This window comes from Microvirga terrestris (genome assembly GCF_015694425.1).
Taxonomy (GTDB): Bacteria; Pseudomonadota; Alphaproteobacteria; order Rhizobiales; family Beijerinckiaceae; genus Microvirga; species Microvirga terrestris.
Map to the genome: position 1 here is coordinate 867,519 of NZ_JADQDN010000001.1, position 24,641 is coordinate 892,159.

12 protein-coding genes are annotated in these 24,641 nt (G+C 58.7%); 9 read left to right on the top strand and 3 right to left on the bottom strand.

Annotated elements, in window-relative coordinates:
• Positions 1-55: 55 nt before the first annotated feature.
• The 6 genes from bamA to lpxB are packed head-to-tail and all read left to right on the top strand — an operon-like array spanning position 56 to position 6,795.
• The gene (gene bamA / locus I2H36_RS04025) at positions 56-2,350 is read left to right on the top strand and encodes an outer membrane protein assembly factor BamA (protein ID WP_196262544.1); all 2,295 of its coding nucleotides are present in this window, start codon (positions 56-58) and stop codon (positions 2,348-2,350) included.
• A 38-nt stretch (positions 2,351-2,388) separates the two neighbouring features.
• Positions 2,389-3,453: a UDP-3-O-(3-hydroxymyristoyl)glucosamine N-acyltransferase gene (gene lpxD / locus I2H36_RS04030; protein ID WP_196262545.1), complete on the top strand. Its 1,065-nt coding sequence runs from the start codon at positions 2,389-2,391 to the stop codon at positions 3,451-3,453.
• 40 nt (positions 3,454-3,493) lie between these two features.
• Positions 3,494-3,958, top strand: a complete 465-nt coding sequence (fabZ, locus tag I2H36_RS04035; RefSeq protein WP_036353784.1) for a 3-hydroxyacyl-ACP dehydratase FabZ — start codon at positions 3,494-3,496, stop codon at positions 3,956-3,958.
• Positions 3,958-4,767 carry an acyl-ACP--UDP-N-acetylglucosamine O-acyltransferase gene (gene lpxA / locus I2H36_RS04040; protein ID WP_196262546.1) on the top strand — a complete coding sequence of 270 codons (810 nt, stop codon included), beginning with the start codon at positions 3,958-3,960 and terminating at the stop codon, positions 4,765-4,767. The genes fabZ and lpxA overlap by 1 nt, the downstream gene beginning before the upstream one ends.
• Positions 4,764-5,630, top strand: coding sequence for an LpxI family protein (locus I2H36_RS04045; RefSeq protein ID WP_246718609.1), 867 nt, complete (start codon positions 4,764-4,766; stop codon positions 5,628-5,630). Before lpxA ends, I2H36_RS04045 begins: the two co-directional genes overlap by 4 nt.
• Positions 5,623-6,795, top strand: a complete 1,173-nt coding sequence (gene lpxB / locus I2H36_RS04050) for a lipid-A-disaccharide synthase (RefSeq protein WP_196262547.1) — start codon at positions 5,623-5,625, stop codon at positions 6,793-6,795. The genes I2H36_RS04045 and lpxB overlap by 8 nt, the downstream gene beginning before the upstream one ends.
• Before the next feature lie 97 nt (positions 6,796-6,892).
• Here lpxB and gltA read toward each other — a convergent pair whose 3' ends face one another.
• Together gltA and gltX are read right to left on the bottom strand one after the other, a co-directional pair.
• Positions 6,893-8,179 (bottom strand): citrate synthase, encoded by a 1,287-nt coding sequence (gltA, locus tag I2H36_RS04055; RefSeq protein ID WP_196262548.1) that lies wholly within the window; start codon positions 8,177-8,179, stop codon positions 6,893-6,895.
• 165 nt (positions 8,180-8,344) lie between these two features.
• The gene (gene gltX, locus I2H36_RS04060) at positions 8,345-9,772 is read right to left on the bottom strand and encodes a glutamate--tRNA ligase (protein ID WP_196262549.1); all 1,428 of its coding nucleotides are present in this window, start codon (positions 9,770-9,772) and stop codon (positions 8,345-8,347) included.
• Positions 9,773-9,912: 140 nt separating this feature from the next.
• Between gltX and I2H36_RS04065 the strand changes: the two genes are divergently transcribed.
• Positions 9,913-12,189: a ComEC/Rec2 family competence protein gene (locus tag I2H36_RS04065; RefSeq protein WP_196262550.1), complete on the top strand. Its 2,277-nt coding sequence runs from the start codon at positions 9,913-9,915 to the stop codon at positions 12,187-12,189.
• On the opposite strand, the gene lexA is transcribed toward I2H36_RS04065, so the two are convergent.
• Positions 12,167-12,871 carry a transcriptional repressor LexA gene (gene lexA / locus I2H36_RS04070; RefSeq protein WP_190846672.1) on the bottom strand — a complete coding sequence of 235 codons (705 nt, stop codon included), beginning with the start codon at positions 12,869-12,871 and terminating at the stop codon, positions 12,167-12,169. The two genes, I2H36_RS04065 and lexA, sit on opposite strands and share 23 nt — an antisense overlap.
• A gap of 218 nt (positions 12,872-13,089) precedes the next feature.
• Between lexA and I2H36_RS04075 the strand changes: the two genes are divergently transcribed.
• Together I2H36_RS04075 and I2H36_RS04080 are read left to right on the top strand one after the other, a co-directional pair.
• Positions 13,090-23,715, top strand: a complete 10,626-nt coding sequence (locus I2H36_RS04075; protein WP_196262551.1) for a cadherin domain-containing protein — start codon at positions 13,090-13,092, stop codon at positions 23,713-23,715.
• A gap of 85 nt (positions 23,716-23,800) precedes the next feature.
• Positions 23,801-24,641 (top strand): cadherin repeat domain-containing protein (locus I2H36_RS04080; protein ID WP_196262552.1); only part of this gene is annotated, 841 nt, incomplete at its 3' end.

Here is a 24,641-nt window from a genome sequence, read left to right on the forward strand (position 1 = left end):
CTCCAGCCTGCGGGGACACCCTCGCTAGGGATAAAGACAAAGAACGGGCCAGTTGATGATGTCGACGACCACGCCTCGCCGGAAGAAGCCGGCCACCACCGCCGTTATTGCCATCAGCGCGCTGATGGCTGGCATTACTGCCGCGGAGAGCGCCTTCGCGCAGCAGGTGGCTCCAAGGAATCGCCGTGCTTCGGCCGCACAGGGACCTATCGTCAACCGCGTGGTGGTCGAAGGAAACAAGAAGATCGAGAGCGCGGCCTTCCAGGATCAACTCCAGGCCCGCGCCCGCGCTCCCTACAACCAAGCCGCCGTGGATGCCGACGTTGCGCGCATCCTTGCGGTTTACCAGCAGTCTGGCCGAGGCCTTGCCCAGGTCACGCCGCGTGTGGTCGATCTCCCCAACGGCACGGTGGACGTGGTCTACACGGTCGTCGAGGGTGACAAGACGGGCGTGAAGGAAATCCGGTTCGTCGGCAACAATCAGGTCTCGTCGAGCCGCCTTCGCGGCGTCATGCTGACGACCGAGACGAACCTCCTGAGCTTCCTCAAGACCACCGACGTCTATGATCCGGCGCGCATCGCCAACGATCTGGAGCTGATCCGTCGCTACTACCTGAAGAACGGCTATGCGGACTTCCGCATCGTCTCCAGTGACGTGTCGTTCGACGCCAATGGCGGCGGCTACATCGTCACGATCGCCGTGGAAGAGGGTGAGCAGTATCGGGTTGGCAGCGTGAGCGTCGACCCTCGTCTGCCTGGGGTCGATCCCGAGGCTCTGCGCAGGGGAATTTCGACCTCGGAGGGTTCCGTCTACAACGCGGAAGCCGTCGAAAAGTCGGTTCAGAACCTCACCTCCAATGTCGCTCGCCAGGGCAATCCCTTTGCCCTTGCGCGCCCCGTGGGTGCCCGCGATGCTTCGACCCGCACGATCAATCTGACCTATGTGGTCGAGGAAGCGCCGCGGATCTACATCGAGCGCATCAATGTGCGCGGCAACAGCCGTACCCGCGACTACGTGATCCGTCGCGAATTCGAACTCGGCGAGGGCGATGCCTATAACCAAGTGCTGATCGACCGTGCCGAGCGCCGCCTGAACAATCTCGGCTACTTCAAGCAGGTTCGCATCTCCAACGAGCCAGGCTCTTCGGCTGACCGTGTGGTCGTGAACGTGGATGTGGAAGATCAGTCCACCGGCGCCTTCTCGATCTCGGGCGGCTATTCGACGGCCGACGGCTTCATCGGTGAAGTCTCCGTGACCGAAACCAACTTCCTGGGTCGCGGCCAGTTCGTGCGCCTTGCAGGCCAGCTCGGCCAACGCGCCCACGGCATCGATTTCTCCTTCACCGAGCCGTATTTCCTGGGCTACCGGATGTCGGCGGGTATCGATCTGTACTCGAAGTTCAGCGACCAGACCCGGTACTCCCGCTACGAAAACCGCATGACCGGCGGTACGTTGCGCCTGGGCCTTCCGTTCACGGAAGAGTTTACGATAACAGCCCGGTACTCGCTCTATCAGCAGGAAGTAACGATCCCGAATGATGCGGATCAGCCTTACAACGACTGCTCCGTGCCGATCCCGGGCGTCACAACACCTTTCAACTGTGAAACGAACGGCGAAGCGTCACTCGCGATCAAGGATGCACAGGGTGAAACGATCACTTCCCTGGCAGGCCTGACCTTCAACTACAATACACTCGACAGCACCCGGAATCCTCGCAACGGCTTCTATGGCGAGGTCAAGACGGACTTTGCCGGACTTGGCGGTGATTCCCACTATTTCCGCGTGACTGGCGACGCGCGATACTACCGCGAGTTCTTCGAGGACGTGGTCGGTATCGCCCGTGTTCAGGGCGGCCACATCATGGGCTTCGGCGACAATGGTGGGGATGGTGGTGATCTGCGCATCATCGATCAGTTCTTCATGGGCCCCTCCCTGGTGCGCGGCTTCGCGCCTAACGGCATCGGTCCACGCGACATCTCGACCGCTGACAGCAAGGCGAATGCACTCGGCGGCACCACCTATTTCGGTGGTTCGCTAGAAGTGCAGTTCCCAATTCCCGCTTTGCCGCGTGAGTTGGGCTTGAGAGGTGCTGTCTTCGCCGATGCGGGCACGCTTTTCGGTTATGATGGCCCAACCACCTTCGACGATGATACCATTGACGTGTTCGACAGCAGCAAGCTGCGCTCGTCGGTCGGCGCTTCGATCCTGTGGACTTCCCCACTTGGCCCGATCCGCTTCGACTATGCGTTCGCTCTCACCAAGGAAGAGGGGCAGCTTCTTGAGGATGGTACCAGGGTCGGCGGCGACCGCACCCAGGCCTTCCGGTTCACGGGCGGCACGCGCTTCTAATCGGGGAGGGCGCCGGAAGGCGCCCTCACTTATTCTTCATGGCTGAGTCAGATTTTTTCCCGCAAGGCCGGACGCTGAACCTGCGTCAGGTGGCGGAGATGGCAAATGTAGCGCTCCCCGACGGAACCGACGGGGAGTTTTTGCTTCGTGGAGTCGCTCCCCTTGAAAGCGCGGGCCACGGCGATCTCGCCTACATGGACAACCCTGCTTATGTCGGGGCACTGGCGGCGACCAAAGCGGCGGTCTGCCTGGTGACGCCACGTTATGCCTCCAAGGTGCCGGACGGCACGGTCGCTCTGGTCACGCCACAAGCCTATCGGATCTTCGCGCAGGTTTTGGCAATCCTATTCCCGTCCGCCATGCGGCCGGAATCCTCCTTTGCCGCGACCGGAATCTCCCCTGGCTCCTTCGTCCATCCGTCTGCGAGGCTGGAGCACGGGGTTCGCGTCGATCCGGGTGCCGTCATTGGCCCGCACGCTGAGATCGGATCGGGTACCCTGATCGGCGCCCACTCGGTCATCGGACCTAACGTCAAGATCGGGCGGGACTGTGCTGTTTCGGCCAACGTGACGGTTACCCATGCCTATCTCGGCAACCGGGTCATCCTCCACCCGGGCGTCAGAATCGGCCAGGACGGCTTCGGCTTCGCCATGGGGCCCCAGGGACATCTGAAGGTGCCGCAGATCGGGCGCGTCATCATCCAGGATGACGTGGAGATCGGGGCCAATACGACGGTCGACCGGGGTGCCAGCCGCGATACGGTGATCGGTGAGGGCACCAAGATCGATAACCTCGTCCAGATCGCCCATAACGTGGTCATCGGGCGCCACTGTGTGATCGTCGCTCAGGTCGGCATCGCCGGCTCGACCACCATCGAGGATTACGTAGCCATCGGTGGCCAGGTGGCCGTAAAAGGGCACGTCCGGATCGGCATGGGTGCCCAGATTGCGGCCACCAGCGGCGTCAACGGTGATGTTCCAGCAGGAGCCCGCTGGGGCGGCATTCCGGCCCGGCCTATGCGCGAGTGGTTCCGCGAGATCACGGCGCTGAAAAAGCTTGCATCCGGAGGCGATTCCGCCAAAGACGACGACGCGTCTTCATAACGTTTGTTGAAGGCACCCCCTACCGTTCGGAGTTCCCGTCATGTCCGAAGCGCCCACCACGCTTCAAACCGCCGATATCATGGAGATCCTGGAGCTTCTGCCGCACCGGTATCCCTTTCTCCTGGTCGACAAGATTATCGAGATCGACGGCGACAATTCGTGCATCGGCATCAAGAACGTTACCTTCAATGAGCCACAATTCACGGGCCATTTCCCCTCGCGTCCGATCTTTCCGGGCGTGTTTCTGATTGAGGCGATGGCTCAGACGGCGGGTGCTATCTGCGTGAAGGCCAAGATGGCCCAGATGGCCAAGCCGAAGCAGGTGTTTTTCATGACGATCGACAAGGTGAAGTTCCGCAAGCCGGTGGAGCCGGGGGACCGGGTCGAGTTCCACATGCGCAAGCTGAACAACCGCCGCAACATGTGGTGGTACAAGGGCGAGGCGAAGGTCGATGGTGTCCTCGTCTGCGAGGCCGAAGTCAGCGCCATGCTGGTGAACGACTGATGGAAACAGTGATTCATCCCACCGCCGTCATCGAGGACGGCGCCAAGATCGGTCCGGGGGTGAAGGTCGGACCCTTCTGCACCGTGGGGCCTGAGGTGGAACTGGGTGAAGGCTGCCAGCTTCTGAGCCATGTGGCTCTGGACGGGCGCACCACTATCGGTCCACGCACCCGGATCTTTCCGTTTGCCTCCATCGGTCATATTCCGCAGGATCTGAAATACAAGGGCGAGTCCTCGACGCTCGAGATTGGCGCCGATTGCATGATCCGCGAAGGCGTGACCATGAATCCCGGCACCGAGGGCGGTGGCCTTCGCACGGTGATCGGAGATCGCTGCGCCTTCCTGGCTAATTCCCATGTGGGCCACGACACGAAGGTCGGAAACGACTGCATCCTGTCCAACAACGTCATGCTGGCCGGCCATGTCACGGTAGGCGATTTCGTGATCTTCGGTGGAGGATCCGCGGTGATCCAATTCACCAGGGTTGGCTCTCACGCCTTCGTTGGCGGTATGTCGGGCCTGGAGAACGATCTCATTCCCTATGGCATGGCCATGGGCAACCGGGCGCATCTGGCTGGTCTCAACATCATCGGCCTGCGTCGCCGCAACTTTACACGCGAGCAGATTCACGACATCCGCCGTGCGTATCGGCTGCTATTCGCCGACGAGGGCACTTTGGCCGAGCGGGTCGAGGATGTAGCCGGCGAGTTCGATGATCATCCCTTCGTGCACGAGATTCTCGACTTCATCCGCGACCGCGGGGATCGCGCAATCTGCACGCCGCGGGATCCCGTCAGCTCATCCGGATGATGTCCCAAGGCCCCATCGCAATCCTCGCCGGGGCCGGGCAGCTTCCCATCCAGCTCTTGAGCCATCTGGAGCGGACGGGTCAGGACGTCCGTGTCTTGGCTTTTCGCGGCTTTGCTGAGGCCGAACTGCAGCGCCGCGCCCACGCCACTGTCGATCTTCTCGACCTCAAGACCATCATGAGCACCCTCGAGGGTTGGCGGCCACAGGCTGTCTCCCTCGTCGGGGCCGTGCGCCGTCCTGGATTCTCAGCGCTGCTGAGTGCCTACTCCCTTCTGCGCAACATGCATGAGGTGAAGGAGGTGATTGCGCGAGGCGACGATCAGGTGCTGCGTGGTGCCGTGATGCTCCTGGAGGAGCGAGGGCATCGGGTCGTCGGCGCCCATGAGCTTGCCCCTGACCTCGTGGCCTCCCGCATGCTCACCGGTGCGCGGCAGCCGGGAGCCGATGATCATGAGGCCACAGCCTTCGGGCTGGAGCTTCTCGCCTCTCTGTCGGACTTCGACATCGGGCAGGGTGCCGTGGTTGACCGCAGGCATGTTCTGGCCATTGAGGGGCCGGAAGGCACCGACCGCATGATCCGACGGGTGAGACACCTGCGCCAAGCCTGGTTTGGCTTTCGCCGTCGTGAGGAGGGCGGGGTGCTGATCAAGGCAGCCAAGCGGGGTCAGGACCTGCGGGTTGATATGCCAACCATTGGCCCTCGTACGGTGAGGGAAGCGGCCAAGGCGGGACTTGCCGGCATCGCTGTCGGTGCGGGATCCACCTTCGTGCTTGAGCAGGAGGAAACGCTGCGGGCGGCTGATCGCCTCGGCCTCTTCCTCATCGCCGTCGATCTGCCCTGGATGGAGAAGTCTCTTGGCTGAGAACAAGCCGCTGACGATCTGGATCGTGTCGGGCGAGGAGTCGGGCGATCAGCTTGGGGCCAAGCTGATGCGCTCCTTGAAAGTGCGGCTGGGAGCCGAGCGCCTGCGCTTCGGTGGTGTCGGCGGGCACGCCATGGCGAACGAGGGTCTGAAGTCTCTCTTCCCTCTGGAGGAGATCGCCGTCATGGGCATTTCCGCCGTGATCGCGAGGCTTCCCGCCATCCTGAAGCGCATCCGGATGACAGCAGACGCGGTGGTCGCGGCAAAGCCCGACATGCTGGTCATCATTGATAGCCCGGATTTCACGCACCGGGTCGCGAAGGCGGTGCGCCAGCGTGCCCCGGGCACTCCCATTATCGATTACGTCAGCCCATCCGTCTGGGCCTGGCGCCCAGGACGCGCTCCGAAGATGCGGGCCTATGTCGATCACCTCCTAGCGCTCTTGCCGTTCGAGCCAGAGGCGCATCAACGCCTGGGCGGCCCACCGACCACTTATGTCGGGCACCCGCTCATCGAGCGTCTCGACGAGATCAGACCGGCATCTGGAGAGCGGCAGCGCGACGAGGGGCAACCCTTCAAGCTTCTCGTCCTGCCCGGCAGTCGTCGCTCGGAAGTGAGCCGTTTAATGGAGCCGTTCGGGGCTGCCTTGGCACTTCTGAAGGAGCGCTCCCCGCATCCTTTCGAGGTGACGATCCCGGCGGTTTCGCATGTTGCGAATGAGATTCGAGCCCGGGCAGAGAGCTGGAGCTTGAAGCCGCGGATTGTCGAGGGAGAAGCGGCCAAATGGGCTGCTTTCCGGCAGGCCGATGCGGCGCTTGCCGCGTCCGGCACAGTCACTCTGGAGCTCGGGCTCTCCGGTGTGCCGATGGTGGTGGCCTACCGGGTCTCGAAGATCGAGGAAGTGCTGAAGTACCTGATCAAGGCGCCTTCCATCGTGCTCACGAACCTGGTGCTCGGTGAGAACGTCATCCCCGAACTCATCCAGTGGGACTGCACACCGGAGAAGCTGACCGAGGCGCTCCTACCCCTGCTCAGCGACACGCCGGAACGTCAGCAGCAGATTGAAGCCTTCCGCAAGCTCGATACCGTGATGAAGATCGGCGACGAGGCTCCGAGCGAACGGGCTGCCCGGATTGTGGAAGAAGTGCTTTCAGCGCGAACGTGAGCCAGTTGCCGAGGTGCAAGTGCAACGGCGCGGTGCAACCAGCACGCATGAAAAAGGGGCCTTTCGGCCCCTTTTCCTTTGATGTTATCCGATGTCTTCAGCCGCGCTGTGCGACCGTCACGTAGTCGCGCTCCGGTGAGCCCGTGTAGAGCTGGCGCGGACGGCCGATGCGCTGGGACGGGTCCTCGATCATCTCGCTCCACTGGGCGATCCAGCCGACCGTACGGGCGAGCGCGAATAGCACCGTGAACATGGAGGTCGGGAAGCCCATCGCTTTGAGGGTGATGCCCGAGTAGAAGTCGATGTTCGGGTAGAGCTTCTTCTCGACGAAGTACTCGTCCTTGAGCGCGATCTGCTCGAGTTCCACGGCCACGTCGAGGAGCGGATCGTCCTTGATGCCGAGCTCGTTGAGCACCTCGTGGGTGGTTTTCTGCATGATGCGGGCGCGCGGGTCGTAGTTCTTGTAGACCCGGTGGCCGAAGCCCATGAGGCGGAACGGATCGTTCTTGTCTTTGGCCTTGGCGATGTATTCCGGAATGCGATCGGGCGTGCCGATCTCCTCAAGCATCTTGAGGGCCGCCTCATTGGCGCCGCCGTGGGCAGGCCCCCATAGGCAGGCGATGCCGGCCGCGATGCAGGCAAAGGGATTGGCGCCCGACGAGCCGGCGAGACGCACGGTCGAAGTCGAGGCGTTCTGCTCGTGATCCGCGTGCAGGATGAAGATCCGGTCGAGCGCGCGGGAAAGCACCGGGTTGACCTTGTACTCCTCGGCCGGAACCGCAAAGCACATGCGCAGGAAGTTGGATGTGTAGTCCAGACCGTTCTGCGGATACACGAAGGGCTGGCCGATGGAATACTTGTACGCCATCGCGGCAAGCGTCGGCATCTTGGCGATCATGCGCATGGACGCGATCATGCGCTGATGCGGATCGGAGATGTCCGTAGAGTCGTGGTAGAAGGCCGAGAGAGCGCCGACGCAGGCGACCATGATCGCCATCGGGTGCGCATCGCGGCGGAAGCCCGTGAAGAACCGGTTCATCTGGTCGTGCACCATGGTGTGGCGCGTGACGCGATAGTCGAAATCGGCCTTCTGGGCGGCGGTCGGCAGCTCTCCGTAGAGGAGCAGGTAGCACGTCTCGAGGAAGTCGCCGTGCTCGGCGAGCTGGTCGATCGGATAGCCGCGGTAAAGCAGGATGCCCTTGTCGCCGTCGATATAGGTGATCTTCGACTCGGTGGCCGCCGTGGAGGTGAAACCGGGGTCGTAGGTGAACATCCCGGTCTGGCCATAAAGCTTGGAGATGTCGACGACGCTCGGGCCGATGGTGCCTTCTTTTACCGGCAGCTCCACGGACTTTCCGTCGACTGAAATGGTGCTGGAACTCATGCGTCATGGCCCTTTCAAAAGGAGGCCGGGCATAACCTAGAGCAACCGGGGGAGGAGAGTAGGCCCTCAGGGCTGCGGAACCAGGGTTTGCCGGTCGGTTTATGGCGCCTTCGGTAGCTTATCCGTAGGGAGGGAGCAAGCACGTCTAAAGGCGAGATTTACCCGCTATGCAACGGGCGCATCCTTGGTCTGGTCCCGCAGCCGCAACAGGGTTTCGTCCTTGCCGAGAACCGCCATTACGTCGAAGAGTCCGGGCGATGTAGCTCGGCCCGTGAGGGCCGCCCGAAGAGGTTGCGCAACTTGACCGAGCTTGGCTCCGAGAGCGTCCGCATGCTCGCGCACAACGGCTTCTACGCTCTGGGCCGACCAGTCGGAAACCGCCTCAAGTTTCTCGGCAATGCCAACAAGGCGAGTACGGCCGTCAGCGAGCAGGCCAGCGGCTTTTTCATCCAGTTGAAGCGGCCGTCGGGCATAGAGGTAGTAGGCGCTATCGAGCAGTTCGACGAGGTTCTTGGCGCGCTCCTTCAGGCCCGGCATGGCGGCGATCATCTTGTCGCGCAAACCAGGGGGGAAGGTCGAGCCGATGCCACGTGCAGCCCCAAGCTCCGGCAGGATTTCCTCGATGGCCTTCACCAGGCTCTCGTCCTCCGTCTGGCGCATATAGTGCCCGTTGAGATTCTCCAGCTTAGCGAAATCGAAGCGGGACGGAGAGCGCCCGATGTTCTTGAGATCGAAGGCGTCGACCATCTCCTGGGTGGAGAAAATCTCCTGGTCGCCATGGCTCCAGCCGAGACGCACGAGGTAGTTGCGCATAGCATCAGGCAGGTAGCCCATGCTGCGATAGGCCTCGACGCCGAGGGCCCCGTGGCGCTTGGACAGCTTGGCGCCGTCCGGGCCGAGGATCATCGGAACGTGGGCCATTTTGGGCACATCCCAGCCCAGGGCCTGATAGATCTGCGTCTGACGGGCCGCATTGGTAAGGTGGTCGTCGCCGCGGATAACGTGCGTTATGTTCATATCGTGATCGTCTACCACAACGGCGAGCATATAGGTGGGTGTACCGTCCGAGCGCAGGAGCACGAGGTCGTCGAGGTCTTTGTTCTGCCACACCACGCGACCCTGGACCTCGTCCTCGACGACGGTCTCGCCCTCGGTGGGCGCCTTGAGACGGATTACCGGCTTCACGCCGACCGGCGCCTCGGACGGGTCGCGATCGCGCCAGCGGCCGTCATAGCGCAGGGGACGGCCATCCTTGCGGGCGGACTCGCGCATCTCTTCCAGCTCCTGCTGGGAGGCATAGCAGTAATAGGCGCGGCCCTGGGCCAGCAGGCTCTCGGCCACCTCTTTGTGGCGGGCCGCGCGGGAGAATTGATAGACCACGTCCCCGTCCCAATCGAGGCCGAGCCATTGCAGCCCATCGAGAATGGCCGCGATGGCGGCCTCCGTTGAACGCTCCCGATCCGTGTCCTCGATGCGCAGCAGCATCTTGCCCCCATGCCGCTTGGCATAAAGCCAGTTGAACAGGGCCGTGCGTCCCCCTCCGATATGGAGAAAGCCGGTGGGAGACGGGGCGAAGCGGGTGACGACGGTCATCGCAGGGGAACCTTGACTAAAGAAACTTGAGGTAGCGCGGCCGTGCTGCCGCAGCCTTCCGACTCAATCCACAGGGTGGCTTGGGGCAGAGCGTGCGGTCGTCTAGCATGCAACGGAACCCGCGTTAAGCCGAAGCCACAATGGAAGACAATCGAGGAAGGACTTGGCCGATCCCGCGCAGTGCGACGCGGGTCGTGGCTTTGCCCCGGTCCTGGGGTACAAGCATCGAGTGGAGGCTCCTCGATGGCCGCGGCTGGCTGTCGAACGCCATCACGCAGGAGATCGAACAGCGCCGGCTCTTCCCCTGGATCCCCGTCTGTTTCGGCATCGGCATCCTCCTGTTCTTCCGGGCCGATGGCGCTCCGGCGCTCTGGGCGCCAATGGGGGCATTTGCCGTTAGCGGTGCAGCCGGCATTGCCTTGCGCCGGAACATGACGGCGCTGATCGCCATGATTGCACTGTCGGCGATCTTCGCAGGTTTTGCGGCTGGCGTGATCCGCACACGGAGCGTTGCGGCTCCAGCGCTTATGCGCATCACCATCACGACCATTGCTGGTTTTATCGAGGCGGTCGAAGACAGGGAGGAGGGGCAGAGGCTCCTCATCCGCGTCTTGGAGATGAAGGATGTTGCGGAGGCTGAGCGTCCCCGTCTTGTACGCGTATCCGTACGCGCCGGGGCAGGGCTGATGGCCGGGCAGTTCGTCACCGGCACCGCCCGCTTGCTGCCGCCGCCGGAAGCGGCGTGGCCCGGCGGCTACGACTTCGCCCGCGATGCCTACTACAAGGGCATCGGCGCCGTCGGCTCCATGGTGGGGCAAGTGCGACGTGTTAATCCATCCAAGCCACCGGATTGGTCATTGCAACTGGCAGCCCAAGTGGACGAAGCCCGCAATACGCTGACCCAACGCATCGCCACGTCCATTGGCGGCGCGGCCGGCGGTGTCGGGGCAGCCCTGGTGACCGGCAAGCGTGGGCTCATCCCGGAGCCCACGAACGATATTCTGCGCGGGGCCGGGATCTATCACATCGTGTCGATCTCCGGCCTCCACATGGTGCTGGCCGCCGGCACGTTTTCCTGGCTTGTGCGTGCGCTTTTAGCTCTGACCCCTGCGGTCGCGCTTCTCTGGACGGTGAAGAAGATCGCCGCCTTGGCGGCGATGATCGGAGCGACGATCTACTGTATCTTCTCGGGTTCCGATGTCGCGACCGAGCGCTCGCTCATCATGACGCTCGTGATGTTCGGCGCAGTACTGGTGGATCGTCCTGCGCTGAGCATCCGCAATCTTTCGATTGCCGCTCTGATCGTTCTCGCCCGTGAGCCAGAGGCGTTGCTGGGTCCAAGCTTTCAGATGTCATTCGGGGCCGTGGCCGCCATGATGGCCTTAGTGCCGCTGATGCATCGCAAACCCGTGGAACGGACACCTGCAACCACTATCGAGCTAGGCCTCCGCTGGTTAGGCCGGGCGATGCTCGGGCTCGTGACCACGACCCTGGTTGCCAGCATCGCCACGACCCCCTTCGCCGCCTATCACTTCCAATCGCTCAATCCATACGGCCTCATCGGCAATGCGCTCGCCCTGCCGCTCGTCTCAGCCGTTGTCATGCCTTCAGCCGTCCTCGGTGTTCTGGCTTATCCCTTCAGTCTGGATCGGCCTGTCTGGCAAGTGATGGGAGGGGCTGTCGAGCAGGTGCTTGCAGTATCAGCATGGGTTGGATCTTTCAGCGGCTCGACCGTGGTGGTGCCGGCGCTGAGCATCGGTGCTCTGGCGTTACTGAGCCTGGGCCTGCTTATCCTCACAATTCCGGCCTCGTCCCTGCGATGGATGGCTCTTGTTCCGGCAGGAATAGGGCTTGCACTCACGATGGTCCCGGATCGCTACGACATCTTCATAGATCGTGAAGGAGCAGGGGCGGCCATTCGCGGCAGCCAAGGCCAGCTTGCTCTTGTCGGGCGGCCATCGAACTTCGTGACCGAGCAGTGGCTGCGCGCCGATGGCGATGCCAGGAATGCGGATGATATCAGCCTCAGGCGTGAGGCACTCTGCGACAGTACTGGTTGCGTCGTGGTCGCTGGGGACGGTCGGCGAATTGCATTCGTCTTGGACTACGCAGCCTTCGAGGAGGATTGCCGCCGGGCGAACGTCATCGTCACACGGCTACAAGCCCCACTGACATGCCACGGGACTTTCGTTGTCGACGGTGAGGCGCTGAAGGAGCGCGGAGCCACGACATTGCGTCTCAGTCGGGATGCAATAGAGGTCACATCCGTCAGGAAAGGCCGCGAGGTGGTAACTTGGCCTGGTGACCGATCATTCCAAGCCGAAAGAACGCCTGCTCAGGGGAGGCCTAGACCTGCAAGGCCCGTCCCTGAGCAGGATCTTCCCGAAGACGAGATCAGTAGCGGCGAACCAGACTGACGAGCTTGCCCTGGATCTTGACCCGGTCGGGGCCGAGCACGCGGGTCTCGTAGGCTTGGTTGGCGGCCTCCAGGGCAATGGAAGAGCCTCGGCGGCGGAAGCGCTTCAGGGTCGCCTCCTCCTCGTCAATCAACGCCACGATGATGTCGCCCGTATTGGCGTTGTCCTGGCGGCGGATCACTACGAGGTCGCCGTCGAGGATACCGGCTTCCACCATGGAGTCCCCGCGCACCTCAAGAGCGAAGTGATCGCCCTGGGCCAGGAAGTCGCCTGAGAGGGTGATGGAGTGGCTGCGGGTCTGGATGGCGGAGATCGGGGTACCGGCGGCAATCCGACCCATGACCGGGATTGACATCTCGCGGTCCCGCGGATCGGAGGCTGGCTGGGGCGCAGCCTTGGCCTTGCCGGCGAGCCCGCCCTCGACCACGCTCGGCGTGAAGCGTCGCTGGCTGCCCGCACCGCTGGTGCTCTCCGGCAACCGGATCACCTCCAACGCCCGGGCCCGGTTCGGCAGGCGGCGGATGAAGCCGCGCTCCTCGAGCGCCGTGATCAGGCGGTGGATGCCGGACTTAGACTTGAGGTCGAGCGCATCCTTCATCTCGTCGAAGGACGGTGGAACCCCGGTTTCCCGCAGCCGCTCATGAATGAAGCGGAGCAATTCGTGCTGTTTGCGCGTCAGCATGGCTGGCCCTTACTGCCCACAAGTGGGCGATTCTGAAACAAATCGGGAACAAGGTAGCCGTTCTCGCTGTGTTCCGCAAGCCTCCTGCTCAGGTTAACCACCTCATCTCAATTTCGGCACCTATCACAGCCCCCGGTGTTTGGAGAGTTTACTTACCATATGGAAGGTTGTAGTGTTACTAAAGCTATAACGTTTCATTTATGCACGGTAGGCGCCCCATGACTGCATATCTCGACCAATTTTCGTCCTCTCAGGCCGATGAGATCCAGGCTCAGAGCGACCCGGCCGGCGCTACCTCATCCTTGGCGGGTATCGCTCCGACACCATGGAGCGGTGTCATACGGTACAATAATCTGAACGTTTCCACGACAACGACCGAGTTGCTGGACGGCGGGTTTCTTGTCGTTTTTTCGAAGGAAGATTATTCCACAGGGTCGGTCCGCTTCCTCTTAAGGGCGCAGATTTTCAATGCGGATGGGACGCAGCGGGGGAGTGAGATCGACCTCGGTGTGGGTCTAGGGACGCAATTTTCGGCGATAAGCGTCAAAGCCGTTACGCTTAGCGACGGGAAAGTCGCATTCGCTTGGAAAGACTTTGACGGAGCATATGTCAGGGTTTTCGATCCGCATGGCACTTATATGAGTGCAAGCAGGCAAATTGGTGGTGTAGTACCGACGAACAATGAAATTCCGTACCAGATGTTTTCAACCGGTACGGAATTTACAGTCACGTACAAGGATCCTGACGACGGCAGGCACTATTTCGCGACGTTTGGAGACAATCCGGCGGCGGGGCCAAAGGCTTCAGGCTGGACTACTGATGCCACTAACGACTTCGCATGGACGACGGTCAGTGATGGTCCGAACTCGCAGGCGAAACTGTCCGCCGCTTATCGACCAGGATCATCAGGGTTACCTGTCAGATTCCCTACCATCCAAATAGAATTGGAAGATCACCCGGGTAAGTCTACTAATCATATTCTGACCGACAACACTGTTACCGAAATCGAAATGGTGCGTAATCGCGACGGTGCTTTCCTCGTTTGGGTGAATGCAGCGGGGAAGATTTCAGCGCAACATTATGTGGTCGATTACATCCCGCCGTCAGGCGGCTTTCCCGCCGATTACCAGATCGTCAAGAATGGATCGGAGCTGACGCTCGGAACCGCAAAAGGGTCGAACTACGTCATGAAGACACTTCATGACGGACGCATGGTTCTCACCTGGGTTGGGGAAGATCAGCTTGTCCACGCGATGGTGCTGAACCAGAACGGATCCGTCTTCTGGGAAGATTTCATCGTCAACCCGAATGGAAGGCAAGGCAATCCCAGCATCAGCGTCTTGCAGGACGGTCGCTTTGTCATCAGTTGGGACGAAAACGCTGCTTCTCCAGGGCAAACGAATTCGGTCCGTGATACCAAAATCTTCGATGCCAGAACTGTCGGTGTGAACGTCACCGGTCATCAGACGAGTGACACATGGCTTTATGGCACCGGATTGAGCGATACAATTACGGGTGGGGCGAAACACGACCGACTCTATGGCGAGGCTGGCGCGGATGCGCTTAGGGGTAATTCTGGAGATGACGTTCTGTTCGGCGGCGCAGGAAATGACTCTCTCGAAGGAGGGTTCGGTAACGATGCATTGGTCGGAGGAGAAGGTAACGACACACTAAACGGCGGAGCCGACATCGACACCGTCAACTATTTCGACGCGGACGGGTTTGTGGTTGCGAGCCTTGACCCAACAGTGGCGAATGGTGGGAAGGCTGCCGGCGATGTTTTTATCGGCATTGAGAACTTGGTTGGAAGCGGGCAAGGCGATGGGCTTCGTGGCAACGAAGTCGCCAACAGGCTCGATGGGCAGGGAGGCAATGATAGAATCTACGGCGGTGGAGGCAACGACGAGCTTCTCGGAGGCATCGCGGACGATACCCTTCACGGCGGCTCTGGAAGAGATCAGCTGAAAGGTGAGGGTGGAAACGATTTCGCGTCTTATGAAGGCGGAGGGCGTGTCGAGGTAAATCTCGCAACCGGGGGCACCTTCGGCGATGCCGATGGCGACACCTATACCGAGATCGAGGGGGTGATCGGTTCCTCGTTCGACGATAAGATCGTCGGTAATAGCGGACATAACACCCTTCTAGGTGGGATTGGCAGTGATACCCTGGAGGGCGGAACGGGTAACGATAAATTCTATGGTAACGATACTGCCAATGGTGCCGACGCTGGAATCGACTTTGTCAGTTATGAAAATGCGGGTGGTCCAGTCCGGGTTACCTTAAGCATCGACACGCCAACTGGTGAGGCAGCTGGCGACACGCTGGTCGGCATCGAAGGCCTCATCGGCAGTTCGCACGCGGATACTCTCATCGGCAGCAACGACGCCAACACGCTTCGGGGCGGCAATGGAGACGATCAACTCGCCGGCTTGTATGGAGCGGACAAGCTCGAAGGAGGCGCGGGCAACGACTTTGCCGATTATCAAGTGCCGGATGTGGATCTTGTCGCAAGCCTCCTTCAGACGGAGTGGCATCTGAACACAGACGTTGCAAAGGATGATACCTACGACTCGATCGAAGGCATCATATCCGGCGATGGCAATGACATGCTGTCCGGCAACCACAATGATAATACGATCATCGGAGCAGGCGGCAACGACACACTCCAAGGCCATGACGGTGCCGACTCTCTAGATGGTGGAATCGGCAACGATTTTGCCAGTTATGCAAGCACAACGACCGGTGTCATTGCAAGCTTGGCAGGTGGAATTACGCAGACGGGTCATGCCGCAGGGGACAAATACAACAGCATCGAGGGTTTAATTGGCGGCAGTGGCAGCGACCGACTTATTGGCAACGGTTCTGCGAATACGCTACGCGGTGGCCAAGGCGACGACTCGCTAGAAGGCGGTGCTGGAATTGATCTACTTCAGGGTGGGCACGGGAGTGACACCCTTGAAGGTGGCGCTGGAGCCGATATTCTCCAGGGCGGCCAAGTGGAAATCCTCAAGGATGGTACGACACAGGACATTGTCGATACCGGAATTGACTTCGCCGACTATCGAAATTCCTCCGCTGGCGTGAACGTAAATCTCGGAGCCGGAACCGGATCGAACGGCGACGCGACAGGCGACCAGTATATCTCTATCGAAGGTGTGATCGGCTCCTCATCCAGCGATACTCTCACCGGGAGCAATGGCGCCAATACGCTGATTGGCGGTGGCGGCAACGACATCCTGAATGGTGGAGGTGGTGTGGACAGCCTTCGTGGCGGTTCCGGTGACGACACCTACATTCTCGATGACGATAACAATTCAGACCTCATCGATGAGAGCACCACGAATGGCGGCAGCGGTGAGGATACGATCAAGGTCAAGTTCTCCTATTCCATTGAGAGCAATGGTGAAATCGAGAATCTGGATGCGTCCACGGCCGCAACAACAACCAACGTTACTCTCACTGGCAACAGCTTGCGAAACCGACTGACTGGCCATGGCGGAGCCGACACACTTGATGGTGGCACTGGCAACGACATCATGGCCGGCGGTGCCGGAAGCGATACCTACTATGTCGACGAACTCAATGAGACCGTCACGGAAGCCATTGGAGGCGGGTATGACATCGTTATCGCTCGAAAACATCACCAGCTGACGGAAGGGTCCGAAATTGAGGAACTCCGTGCTGATAGCGCGGCCGGCGACATCAGTCTCAATGGCAATAGTGGAGCCAATACCATCGTTGGAAGCGATGGTAACAACACCCTTGATGGGAGAGCAGGCCTCGACTCCCTCGAAGGTGGAAAAGGCGCAGATCACCTCTATGATGTCTATACGGACGGTGGTCTCGATACGCTGAATGGAGGTGAAGGAAACGACACCTACTATATCGCCGGCGATGGTTCGAGCGTCATCATTGAGGCCAATGATGCGGCAGGCGGCATCGATACGGTCCAAGCGGACGTATCCTTTACCTTGAATGGCGGCGCCAAGGTCGAGACCCTGAAGGTCGGAGATTCCGACGATCCGGACGCTCATATCAATCTCACCGGCAATGAATTCGCCAATACACTGGTCGGTGGCGCCGGAGAGAATGTTCTCGACGGCGGCGGCGGCGCAGACTCGATGGCAGGTGGCCTCGGAGATGATACCTATCACGTCAATGATGACGGTGATCGCATTACAGAGAACGAGGATCAGGGGGCCGATACCGTCTACGCCTCAATTAACTACGCGCTGAGGAGCGGTGTGCATGTTGAAGAACTCCGAGCTGTCGCCGGTAATCAGGATATCAACCTGACTGGCAATGGGCTCTCCCAATCTATCTACGGAAACAACGGCAATAACGAGCTGAACGGCCTTTCCGGCGGAGATACTCTTGTCGGAGGCAATGGCGATGACACCTACATCATCAACGATGAAAATGATGTCGTAGACGAGAGAAATTCGACCGGCAACGATACGGTCCGCACGAAGTTCAGTTACTCACTCAACAACGCTAAGGCAGCAGATATTGAGAACCTTGAAGCTTATCAGGTTACTAACACTACAACTCTGTCATTGACCGGAAATTCTCTGGCTAACGAGATTACCGGCAATAATGGCGTCAATACTCTCGATGGCGGTGATGGCAATGACACGCTCACCGGTAACTTCGGTAACGATACGCTGCTGGGTGGCGCCGGAAGAGATAGGCTCGTCGGCGGCGGTGATGACGACTCGCTCGTTGGCGGCGCTGGACAAGACACGTTGTTGGGCGGCGCCGGAAACGATACGCTCGATGGCGGGAATGGGGACAGCCCGGACGAGCTCATCGGCGGTTCCGGCGACGACGTCTATTACATTCGCCATGCAGGGGACACGATAGACGAAGAGATCGGTGGCGGAGACAACGACACCGCGTATCTGCAGACCTCCGTTTATGGCAATGACAGAAGCCTCGCTAACCAGGCAGCCAAGGACCTTCTCGCCAACAACATCGAGAAAGTCTATATCAACGGCAAGCTGTTCAAAGCGCCTACAAACCTCACTGTCGTCGGAACGTCGGTTGATGAGAAGTCATTTCCTGGTACTCCTGTCAGCACGCTCAGTGTAGACGATGTTCCCGGTGAGAGTTTCACTTACAGTTTTCGCGATGGCCAGGGCGAAGGCGGCATAGTCGACCCGAGCGGTCAGTTCCGGATCATCAACAACAATGGCGTCTGGGAAATACGCGTAAACGATGGAGCGAACCTCGATCGCGAGGCGAGAGGTTCCTACACGTTTGTCGTGGTGGTTACCGACAGTGATGGCTTCTCGCTGGAAAAAACAGTGACCATCACGATCAACGACGTCAACGAGGCGCCGGACAACATCCGTTTCCAGAGCAGCAACGAAGACCAGATTACGATTGAGGAGAACACGACACACGTTGGCAGGTTGATCGCCGATGATCCGGAGGGCAATCCGCTTAGGTATGAACTCGCAACCACGGACAATCCAAACGGCGGCTTGTTCAACCTCAATTCAGACGGAACTCTAACTCTCAAGGCCGGCGTCGACTGGGAGACGATGGGCTCAAACAAATACTATGACGTCGCGATTATGGTGTCGGATAACATTAACCCGGCTGTGCGGAAAGTTGTACGCGTCCACATCGATAACGCAGAAGAAAATGGCACTCCTACGAATATTCGTTTCGCAAGTACAAATAATCGCGAGATTACAATCAAGGAGAACACGACAGCTATCGATTCGGTGACTGCGACAGACACCGAACTGTTGACCTACTCCTTCGCACCCAATGGAAACCCGGGCGATTTGTTCAGGATCACCTCAAACGGTGTGCTCTCGCTCAATGCTGGCGTCGACTACGAGGCGCTGAAAGTCAACAAGTACTATGAGGTTACGGTTCTCGTATCGGACAACATCAATACGCCCGTGCCGCAGGTTCTGCGCATCAATATCGAAGATGTTAATGAGGCGCCAGACCATGTCGTCTTCGAGGAAACAGGCGAAGCGTCAATCACGATTTACGAGAACACGACGGACGTTGGTCAGCTGATTGCTGAAGATCAAGAGAACAACACACTTACCTATTCGTTCGCGCAAGGTGGGAATCCGGGCAACCTGTTCGCGATTAGCCCAAATGGCGTGATCACGCTCGTGAATGGCGTCAACTACGAGACGATGGGTAACAATAAGTTTTATGAACTCGTCGTCGAAGTCTTTGACGGATCAAACACGATCAGGCGAACTGTTAGGGTCAACATTGAGAATGCCAATGATGCCCCGACTACCGTTCGTCTCAATGGCGCTGAAGCTGTAACCGTGGATGAGAACTCCATTCTTATTGGCATCCTGAGCGCATCCGACGAAGATGGGCATCAGATAAGCGGCTATACGCTTTCAGGAGTACATGCGCACCTGTTCACTGTCGTACGGAACGGTAACGCTTATGAGCTAAGAGCGATCAACGATGATGTCCTCGACTACGAAACCCTTGGTGCCTTCATCGAGCTTCATATCACCGCAACGGATAGCGAGGGGGAGGACAGCGAACCTCAGACCATTCGCATAAACATCGATCCCGTAGATCCGGTCGAGATCAATAACGTCTATCACATCGAAACTGGCAATGAAGTGATCGTGGAGGATCTGAATCCGGCAGTCGGCGGTATCGACATTGCCTGGATTCACACCTCCAGTTACACACTGAATGAAACGATTGGAATTGAAACCCTCGCAGTTCACGAGAGTGTAACTGACGGTGTTTCGATTACAGGAAACGGTCAAGCCAATACGATTATAGGCGGTATTGGTAATGACGTTCTGGATGGCGGAGGCGGTGTCGACAGTATCGTTGGGGCCGACGGAGACGACACGCTACGTGGTGGCACCGGGGACGATCGCATTGAGGATGAGAGCGGTCATAACTCGCTCGAAGGCGGTTCCGGTAATGATGTGCTCGTCGGCGGCGCCGACGACGACTATCTCGATGGTGGCGCTGACAACGACCAACTCGCCGGCAGTGCCGGCAATGACACGCTCGACGGTGGCACAGGCAATGACGTTCTAACCGGAGGTTTGGGTAACGACACCTATTACATCGACTCTGAGGATGACGTCATCGAGGAGGCAGAGGGTGAAGGTCGCGATAAAGCCTATGTCACGTTCAACTACTCTCTTGAGGGCACTCACCTGGAGGATCTGGCAGTCCAGGAAACACTATCAGAAGGCGTGCAAGTCGACCTGACCGGCAATGACCGGGACAACGAGCTCACCGGTCACGATGGCGAGAACTCGCTCGATGGGGGTAAAGGTAATGACACACTGAACGGTCATGCTGGGAATGACACGCTGAAGGGCGGCGAAGGCAACGACTACTTGGATGGTGGACGCGATTTCGATTATCTCGAAGGTGGCGATGGCAACGATCTCCTCAATGGTGGCACCGGCGTCGACACGCTGGATGGAGGCATCGGTAACGACATCTATTTCGTAGATAATCTTGAGGACGTCGTCATCGAGCTGGATCCGGATGGTGGAAAGGATACTGTCTATGCAACCAGGAACTATACGCTAGGTGCTGGAGTCCATGTGGAAACTCTCCGGTCGCCCGGCGGTAACAACCCAATCGATCTCATGGGCAATGAGTTCGCCAATACAGTCGTCGGTGCTTTTGGAAATGATACCTTAAGCGGTGACGGCGGTGACGATGCGCTGAGAGGATTGCGCGGAAACGATACGCTCAAGGGTGGCCAAGGAAATGATACCCTTGAGGGTTGGGAAGATAACGATCTGCTCGAGGGTGGATCGGGCAACGACATCCTACTGGGCGGTGCAGGAAACGACACGCTCAAGGGTGGCGAAGGCGACGATAAGCTCAAGGGTGGCGAAGGCGACGACGTTTACTTCCTCGAAGATTTCAATGACGAGATCGAGGTCGACAACGGAGACGATCAAGGCCAGGACTCGGCCTATGTTACCGCCAGCGTGATTGGGGATCGTGATGGCGATCAGGATCACGACGAAGACGACGTGAAGGTTTATGCCGAGACCCTTTGGGCAAAAGGCGTCGAAGATGTCTTCGTCGATGGGAAGTACGTCAATCCCGAAGGCGGCCTCGACGATCTCTACCACGTCTATTCCAAGGACATGGTGATCACAGAGGATCCCGATCCAACGGTTGGTGGCAACGACAAGGCGATCATCTTCGTCAATTACGAGCTCGGGCACGACGTCGGCGTAGAGACCCTGGAAGCTGGTGTCGACACCGGCGTGTCGATTACCGGCAATAATCTCGCCAACACGATCATTGGTGGTGCCGGCAACGACTGGCTGACCGGCGGCGGCGGCAAAGACAGCATTGCAGGCGGTTTCGGTGATGACGTCCTGACCGGTGGTGATACCGACGACACGATCGAAGGCGGCGATGGAAACGACATCCTGTATGGTGGCCTCGGTCAGAATAAGCTCGTAGGCGGCGCCGGAGACGACAGCTACTACATCCGTGGTGGGCTCGACGTCGCCCTCCTTGATATCGTCGAGGAAGATCTGAACCGTGATGCGGGAGGCTATGATAAGGTTTATCTCTTCACGGAAGATTTCCTCGGACAGACTGGGGAGCCTGATTGGGATACCATTCAAGCTTATGCTGAGTATCTGTGGAGCCACGGAATCGAAGAGGTCTACGTCGATGGCGAGCTGCAGGAAGAGATCGGCAGCGCCAACAACATCTATCATGTCCATGACAAGGACATGGAATTTGACGAACCTCTCGATCAAGAGTCGGGCGGCATCGACATAGCTTATATCCATCGCGAGGTCTCCGAATTCGTATTGAAGGACGAGGACGGCATCGAGACGCTGCAGGTCCACGCTGACAACACGAACAACGTGTCGCTCACTGGCAATTCTCAGGACAACACGGTCGTCGGCGGCGTCGGTAACGACACACTGAACGGTGAGGAGGGTGACGACAGCATCGTTGGTGGTAGCGGCAACGACAGCATCGTCGGCGGTGACAACGATGACTGGCTTGAAGGCGGGGCCAATGATGACACCCTGCTGGGAGGAGAAGGGGTCGATACTCTCGTTGGCGGTCATGGCAATGATCGCCTCGACGGTGGGGCTGGAAACAACACCCTGGATGGCGGAGCTGGCGCGGATACCCTGATCGGATCTGCTCCCGAGGGGATCCTAGGAGTAAACGAGCTTTACGGTGGGGAGGGTAATGACGTTTACTATCTCTACGGAGCTAATGACGTCGTGCTGGATACCGGCGACGCTGGCGATCTCGATATCGCTCATCTGAGGCTGGAGGATTTCGGCAACAATTGGGATGCGATCGATGACTATGCTCAGATCCTCCTTTGGGATAGCGGCATCGAGCAGATCTGGGTAGACGGAGTCCTCTATGGCGGTGTCGGCGGCGGCGGCAACAGTCCTGCCACGGAGATCACGCTGACCGGTGGCCCGAACGGCAACGGCTCGGTCAACGAGAATTCAGATCCCGAAACGATTGTCGGCGTTCTCGGCAACAACGACCCGGACGAAATTGATCGCCACGCCTATGGCTTCATCCTTGCGAACGGCGCATTGGCTGAAGTCGATCCATCTGGCCGGTTCCGGATTGTTCAGGAGGGCAACACCTGGCGGGTTATCGTCGAGGATCCGAGCCTGCTGGATCACGAACAAGGCGATGGCACCTATAAGGTCATGATCCGGGTGACGGACGACGGCGATCCGCCAATGTCGTATGATCATGAGGTCACGATCGTCATCAACGACGTCAACGAGACTGGCACGATCGTCACGCTGACGGGCGGCGATAAGGAAGATGGCACAGTCGATGAGAATTCGGGTCAAGGTGCTGTGGTCGGCGATCTCGGCAACAACGATCCGGATCAAGGCGACACCTTCACCTACACCTTCGAGAACGGCTCGGATGTCGATGCGGACGGCCGGTTCCGGATCGTGCAGGATGGAGACACTTGGCGTATCGTAGTCCAGGATCCGTCAAAGCTTGATCAGAGCGGCGGTTCTCACACCGTGAGGGTGGTCGTCACGGATGGTGCGACGTTCTACACGGCTGAAGTCACAATCCAGGTCAATGATGTCGACAGCAGCAATAGACTTGCTCTTGCTCAAGACATTATCGATGAAAACTCGTCGCCTGGTGCATTCATCGGTGATTTGACTTGGGGAGGTGCAGATCCCGATCCGTCCTTCACGTTCGAACTCGCCGAGAATGGAGATGCTGGTGGGCGGTTTGCTCTCAGCGGACGCACATTGATCGTGAACAATGGAGTTCTTCTCGACTTTGAGCAGAACGAGTTCCACGAGGTTTCAATCATCGTAAAGCAAAACGGGGTGATCGTCGGAACCTATGATTTGCCCGTCTATGTCGGCAATCTGGTTACTGAAGCCGCAAATGGATCCGACGGAGCTGATCGAATTGTTGCCGGTAGCGGTGACGATCAACTGAATGGTGGAGGCGGTAATGATACACTTTATGGATCGGAAGGCACCGATGTGCTTTCCGGCGGAGAAGGTGAAGACGTCTTTGTCTTCGATACTCAGCCATCAGAAGTGAACACAGACAGCATTGTCGACTTCAACGCGGGTGAGGACAAGATTCATCTTAGCATAACAGTGTTCGATGCTTTAATGTCGACTGGTACTCTTTCCGAGAACGAATTCCACATCGGTGTGAGAGCTCAAACTTGGGAGCACCGGATCATATACGATGATTGGTTGGGTGAACTCTATTACGATATCGACGGTATCGGGGATGAACAGGCCATTCTGATAGCTACTCTTCCTGGAGAACTTAGCCTAACCCGCGATAACTTCATCGTTATCTAGGAAACACGTTGGCTGAGAAGGGATCGCTCTTGCGAGCGGTGCCTCTCTCGTATATCTTTACGTTATATCATTAGGATAAAATCAAATGCCCGCTCTAAACATCGTTGTCGCTTCAGGTGGAGTGAAGCTCTCTGATACGAATGTTGGATTTAACGAGAACATCGCATCCGATGGTCAGCTGTTCCTAATTGGAACGGTTCAAAATGTGAATACCAACTTGACTTATGATTGGGCTGATCAGGGTGGTGTCGCGCAGAATGCGGGTGGGCGATATACATTCGTCCCGAGAACTGTTGGCGGACAGACGCATATAGAGATCTACGTCGCGGCAGGTATGGGTGGTGCAACCAACTTCAACTTCGAGGCCGGGTCTTTCCATGAGGTTGTACTTCAAGGAAAGAACTCACTCGGTAACGTGATAGATCAAGGGAATTTCAGGGTTACACTTACTAACGTTAACGAAGCCCCCTTGACCTTGACGCTGACGAATACAGCAAATCCGAGCTTCACCTGGATGGAGAACAGACCTGCCGGCACCTTGATTGGGGAGTTGGGGTCAACTGATCCTGATACCACTGCCGCATTCGGTCGTACCAGCCATCGCTATTCGATTGCGGACACCAATCCTGAGAACATCCGCAACGCATACGAGATTATCCAGAATCCGACGACGCGCCGGTATGAGCTTGTGGTCAAGCAAAATGCTGTTATCGATTGGGATAGCCTGCCGGCTGGCGCTAAGTATCATGACGTTGCCATTATAGTAACTGATATGAATGGTAGTGGACTGTCTCGTACGGAGACTTTCCGCATCAATCTAACGAATGATCCCTCCGACGATCCGCAGACGACCAACGATCCTCCGACGACGCCGACGATCGTGAACGGCACGGTGCTGTCGCTGACGGAGAACGCGGCTGGGACTG

Coding starts and splice junctions, on each gene's coding strand:
- bamA (WP_196262544.1), top strand. CDS start 56: ATGATGTCGACGACCACGCCTCGCCGGAAGAAGCCGGCCACCACCGCC.
- lpxD (WP_196262545.1), top strand. CDS start 2,389: ATGGCTGAGTCAGATTTTTTCCCGCAAGGCCGGACGCTGAACCTGCGT.
- fabZ (WP_036353784.1), top strand. CDS start 3,494: ATGTCCGAAGCGCCCACCACGCTTCAAACCGCCGATATCATGGAGATC.
- lpxA (WP_196262546.1), top strand. CDS start 3,958: ATGGAAACAGTGATTCATCCCACCGCCGTCATCGAGGACGGCGCCAAG.
- I2H36_RS04045 (WP_246718609.1), top strand. CDS start 4,764: ATGATGTCCCAAGGCCCCATCGCAATCCTCGCCGGGGCCGGGCAGCTT.
- gltA (WP_196262548.1), bottom strand. CDS start 8,179: ATGAGTTCCAGCACCATTTCAGTCGACGGAAAGTCCGTGGAGCTGCCG.
- gltX (WP_196262549.1), bottom strand. CDS start 9,772: ATGACCGTCGTCACCCGCTTCGCCCCGTCTCCCACCGGCTTTCTCCAT.
- I2H36_RS04065 (WP_196262550.1), top strand. CDS start 9,913: ATGGAAGACAATCGAGGAAGGACTTGGCCGATCCCGCGCAGTGCGACG.
- lexA (WP_190846672.1), bottom strand. CDS start 12,871: ATGCTGACGCGCAAACAGCACGAATTGCTCCGCTTCATTCATGAGCGG.
- I2H36_RS04075 (WP_196262551.1), top strand. CDS start 13,090: ATGACTGCATATCTCGACCAATTTTCGTCCTCTCAGGCCGATGAGATC.